Source organism: Chryseobacterium sp. KLBC 52, assembly GCF_003347605.1.
Taxonomy (GTDB): Bacteria; Bacteroidota; Bacteroidia; order Flavobacteriales; family Weeksellaceae; genus Chryseobacterium.
Map to the genome: position 1 here is coordinate 1 of NZ_QDFZ01000033.1, position 5,282 is coordinate 5,282.

The window sequence follows — 5,282 nt, forward strand, 5'->3', positions numbered from 1 at the left end:
AAAACAAAAAAACCTTTATCGTAAAGATAAAGGTTTTTTAAAAATAAAATAAAAACTGGCGGCGGCCTACTCTCCCGCGTTAGCAGTACCATCGGCGCTGGTGGGCTTAACTTCTGTGTTCGGAATGGGAACAGGTGAGCCCCACCGCTAAAACCACCCTAAAGGTTGTATATAGCAGCTGGCTATTTGCTGTTGGCTTTTGGCTGTTTTTGCCAATTGCTAACTGCTAGTTGCCAATTGCGTTTTTAAGCGATAAAAACTTTCACAAAGACAAAACCTTCACTGCGCATAAAGCACTTGGTTTATATTAGTAACCATAGACTATAAATCTACGGGTAATTAGTACTACTTGGCTATGACATTACTGTCTTTACACCTATAGCCTATCAACGTCGTCATCTACAACGACCCTTAAAAGATGTCTCATCTTGAGGCGAGTTTCGCACTTATATGCTTTCAGTGCTTATCTCTTCCAAACGTAGCTACTCAGCGGTGCACCTGGCGGTACAACTGATACACCAGAGGTTTGTTCAATTCGGTCCTCTCGTACTAGAATCAAGCCCTCTCAAACATCTAACGCCCGCAATAGATAGAGACCGAACTGTCTCACGACGTTCTGAACCCAGCTCGCGTGCCACTTTAATGGGCGAACAGCCCAACCCTTGGGACCTTCTCCAGCCCCAGGATGTGACGAGCCGACATCGAGGTGCCGAACCTCCCCGTCGATGTGAGCTCTTGGGGGAGACTAGCCTGTTATCCCCGGAGTACCTTTTATCCTATGAGCGATGGCCCTTCCATACGGAACCACCGGATCACTATGTCCTGCTTTCGCACCTGATCGACTTGTAGGTCTCACAGTCAAGCACCCTTATGCCATTACACTCTACGCACGGTTACCAAGCGTGCTGAGGGTACCTTTGAAAGCCTCCGTTACTCTTTTGGAGGCGACCACCCCAGTCAAACTACCCACCACGCAATGTCCTTCTGAAAGAAGTTAGGCTCCAAGTAAGTAAAGGGTGGTATTTCAACGGCGGCTCCACAAACACTAGCGTGCCTGCTTCAAAGCCTCCCACCTATCCTACACATTACTTACTCAAAGTCAATACGAAGTTATAGTAAAGGTTCACAGGGTCTTTTCGTCCCATTGCGGGTAATCGGCATCTTCACCGATACTACAATTTCACCGAGCTCGTGGCTGAGACAGTGCCCAGATCGTTACACCATTCGTGCAGGTCGGAACTTACCCGACAAGGAATTTCGCTACCTTAGGACCGTTATAGTTACGGCCGCCGTTTACTGGGGCTTCAGTTAATGCCTTCGCTTACGCTAAGCACCTTCCTTAACCTTCCAGCACCGGGCAGGTGTCAGACCCTATACAGCATCTTTCGATTTAGCAGAGTCCTGTGTTTTTGATAAACAGTCGCCTGGGCCTCTTCACTGCGGCCAACATTGCTGTTGGCGTCTCTTCTTCCGAAGTTACGAGACTATTTTGCCTAGTTCCTTAGCCACGACTCACTCGAGCACCTTAGGATTCTCTCCTCGACCACCTGTGTCGGTTTTGGTACGGGTTGCTTCACTTCGGCTTTTCTTGGATCAGATTACACTACAGCAGCTTCGCCCGAAGGCTAGGCCTTGACTATTCCGTCAGTCTCCAGCAGCTACATCCAACCGTCCCCTTTATTCGTGAGCAAGTATGGGAATATTAACCCATTGTCCATCCACTACCCCTTTCGGGTTCGCGTTAGGTCCCGACTAACCCTCAGCTGATTAGCATGGCTGAGGAAGCCTTGGTCTTTCGGTGAGCAGGTTTCTCGCCTGCTTTATCGTTACTTATGCCTACATTTTCTTTTCTATCCGCTCCACAATACCTCACAGTACTGCTTCGGCGCAAATAGAATGCTCTCCTACCAGATATATCTAAAATATAAATCCATAGCTTCGGTAATATGTTTATGCCCGATTATTATCCATGCCGGACCGCTCGACTAGTGAGCTGTTACGCACTCTTTAAATGAATGGCTGCTTCCAAGCCAACATCCTAGCTGTCAATGCAGTCCAACCGCGTTGCTTCAACTTAACATATATTTTGGGACCTTAGCTGTTGGTCTGGGTTCTTTCCCTCTCGGACATGGACCTTAGCACCCATGCCCTCACTGCCGTAGAACATTTATTAGCATTCGGAGTTTGTCAGGAATTGGTAGGCGATGAAACCCCCGCATCCAATCAGTAGCTCTACCTCTAATAAACTTATATACGACGCTGCACCTAAATGCATTTCGGAGAGTACGAGCTATCTCCCAGTTTGATTGGCCTTTCACCCCTACCCACAGGTCATCCGAAGACTTTTCAACGTCAACCGGTTCGGTCCTCCACTCTGTGTTACCAGAGCTTCAACCTGCCCATGGGTAGATCACAAGGTTTCGCGTCTAATCCTACTAACTATCCGCCCTATTCAGACTCGCTTTCGCTCCGGCTCCGGTACTTAATACCTTAACCTCGCTAGTAAAATTAACTCGTAGGCTCATTATGCAAAAGGCACGCCGTCACAGCATTACGCTGCTCCGACCGCTTGTAGGCGTACGGTTTCAGGTTCTATTTCACCCTTCTATTCGAAGTGCTTTTCACCTTTCCTTCACAGTACTTGTTCACTATCGGTCTTTCAGGAGTATTTAGCCTTGGAGGATGGTCCCCCCATATTCAGACAGGATTTCACGTGTCCCGCCCTACTCATTTATCATCTTAATATGCCTTTCGAGTACAGGATTATCACCTTCTACGATTGTTCTTTCCAGAACATTCCTCTAAACATAAAAAGACTTTTGGGCTAATCCGCTTTCGCTCGCCACTACTTACGGAATCTCTTCGATTTCTTTTCCTCCGGGTACTTAGATGTTTCAGTTCTCCGGGTTTGCTCCTCTTACGAGGTGACATGTCTTCAACATGCCGGGTTGCCCCATTCGGATATCTGCGGATCAATTCGTGTGTGCCAATCCCCGCAGCTTTTCGCAGCTTACCACGTCCTTCGTCGCCTCTGAAAGCCTAGGCATCCGCCATACGCCCTTAACGATTTCTTTCCTATTGGTTACTCAAGCGCTTTATGCGCTCGGTTTTCTCTTTGTGATGTCTTTACCGTTAATGTCAATGATCTTAATTTCTTTTTTTCCGACTAATGAACAGATGTTGTTTTTGGCTCCATCCGTAACTTTTAAATCAGTCTTCCAAAACTGTGGAGAATAAGGGAGTCGAACCCTTGACCTCCTGCGTGCAAGGCAGGCGCTCTAGCCAGCTGAGCTAATTCCCCCTCTAGCTTGATTTGAGATTTGAAGTTTTAGATTTGATATTCATTCATAACGAATTTCAAATTGCAAATTTTCAATTTCAAATCACTTAATTAGTAGTCTCGGGCAGGCTCGAACTGCCGACCTCTACATTATCAGTGTAGCGCTCTAACCAGCTGAGCTACGAGACTCTATTATGAGTGATGAGTAATGAGTNTTTTCATATACCTTACAACTCTACTTCTTACTCGTTTTCTCTTCCCGTTTACTAATTTCTAGTGGGTTATATTTTTATATTTAAATTATAAGTAATGATTAATTAGTAATGAGCAATTTTATCTTCCAAATATTACACTTGGCTCTTTTAACTTTTTACTTTTAACTTTTTACTTATAAACCAACCAAACAAAAAACTAAAGCTATGCTTTAAGTAAGTATAATGTATCTTACGATACTAATTTTGTTTAACGTCTTTAAGACGCTCTAAAATGAGATGTTCCAGCCGCACCTTCCGGTACGGCTACCTTGTTACGACTTAGCCCTAGTTACCTGTTTTACCCTAGGCAGCTCCTGTTACGGTCACCGACTTCAGGTACCCCAGACTTCCATGGCTTGACGGGCGGTGTGTACAAGGCCCGGGAACGTATTCACCGCGCCATGGCTGATGCGCGATTACTAGCGATTCCAGCTTCATAGAGTCGAGTTGCAGACTCCAATCCGAACTGAGACCGGCTTTCGAGATTTGCATCACTTCGCAGTGTAGCTGCCCTCTGTACCGGCCATTGTATTACGTGTGTGGCCCAAGGCGTAAGGGCCGTGATGATTTGACGTCATCCCCACCTTCCTCTCTACTTGCGTAGGCAGTCTCACTAGAGTCCCCAACTTAATGATGGCAACTAGTGACAGGGGTTGCGCTCGTTGCAGGACTTAACCTAACACCTCACGGCACGAGCTGACGACAACCATGCAGCACCTTGAAAAATGTCCGAAGAAAAGTCTATTTCTAAACCTGTCATTTCCCATTTAAGCCTTGGTAAGGTTCCTCGCGTATCATCGAATTAAACCACATAATCCACCGCTTGTGCGGGCCCCCGTCAATTCCTTTGAGTTTCAAACTTGCGTTCGTACTCCCCAGGTGGCTAACTTATCACTTTCGCTTAGTCTCTGAAGCTTGCGCTCCAAAAACGAGTTAGCATCGTTTACGGCGTGGACTACCAGGGTATCTAATCCTGTTCGCTCCCCACGCTTTCGTCCATCAGCGTCAGTTGTTGCTTAGTAACCTGCCTTCGCAATTGGTGTTCTAAGTAATATCTATGCATTTCACCGCTACACTACTTATTCCAGCTACTTCAACAACACTCAAGACCTGCAGTATCAATGGCAGTTTCACAGTTAAGCTGTGAGATTTCACCACTGACTTACAGATCCGCCTACGGACCCTTTAAACCCAATAAATCCGGATAACGCTTGCACCCTCCGTATTACCGCGGCTGCTGGCACGGAGTTAGCCGGTGCTTATTCGTATAGTACCTTCAGCTAGATACACGTATCTAGGTTTATCCCTATACAAAAGAAGTTTACAACCCATAGGGCCGTCGTCCTTCACGCGGGATGGCTGGATCAGGCTCTCACCCATTGTCCAATATTCCTCACTGCTGCCTCCCGTAGGAGTCTGGTCCGTGTCTCAGTACCAGTGTGGGGGATCACCCTCTCAGGCCCCCTAAAGATCGTAGACTTGGTGAGCCGTTACCTCACCAACTATCTAATCTTGCGCGTGCCCATCTCTATCCACCGGAGTTTTCAATACCGAATGATGCCATCCAGTATATTATGGGGTATTAATCTTCCTTTCGAAAGGCTATCCCCCAGATAAAGGCAGGTTGCACACGTGTTCCGCACCCGTACGCCGCTCTCAAGATTCCGAAGAATCTCTACCGCTCGGCTTGCATGTGTTAGGCCTCCCGCTAGCGTTCATCCTGAGCCAGGATCAAACTCTCCATTGTA

The 5,282-nt window shown here is 46.9% G+C and carries 2 tRNA genes and 3 rRNA genes; all 5 read right to left on the reverse strand.

Going from position 1 to position 5,282, the window contains the following annotated elements:
• Positions 1 to 53: 53 nt before the first annotated feature.
• A 5S ribosomal RNA gene (rrf, locus tag DDF69_RS21885) occupies positions 54 to 161 on the reverse strand.
• 158 nt (positions 162 to 319) lie between these two features.
• Positions 320 to 3,074 (reverse strand): 23S ribosomal RNA (locus tag DDF69_RS21890).
• 153 nt (positions 3,075 to 3,227) lie between these two features.
• Positions 3,228 to 3,301 (reverse strand) — tRNA-Ala (locus tag DDF69_RS21895).
• A 94-nt stretch (positions 3,302 to 3,395) separates the two neighbouring features.
• Positions 3,396 to 3,469 (reverse strand) — tRNA-Ile (locus tag DDF69_RS21900).
• A 295-nt stretch (positions 3,470 to 3,764) separates the two neighbouring features.
• Positions 3,765 to 5,281: ribosomal RNA gene (locus DDF69_RS21905) — 16S ribosomal RNA — on the reverse strand.
• Together the 16S, 23S and 5S rRNA genes with 2 tRNA genes alongside form the textbook arrangement of a ribosomal RNA operon.
• Position 5,282: the final 1 nt, after the last annotated feature.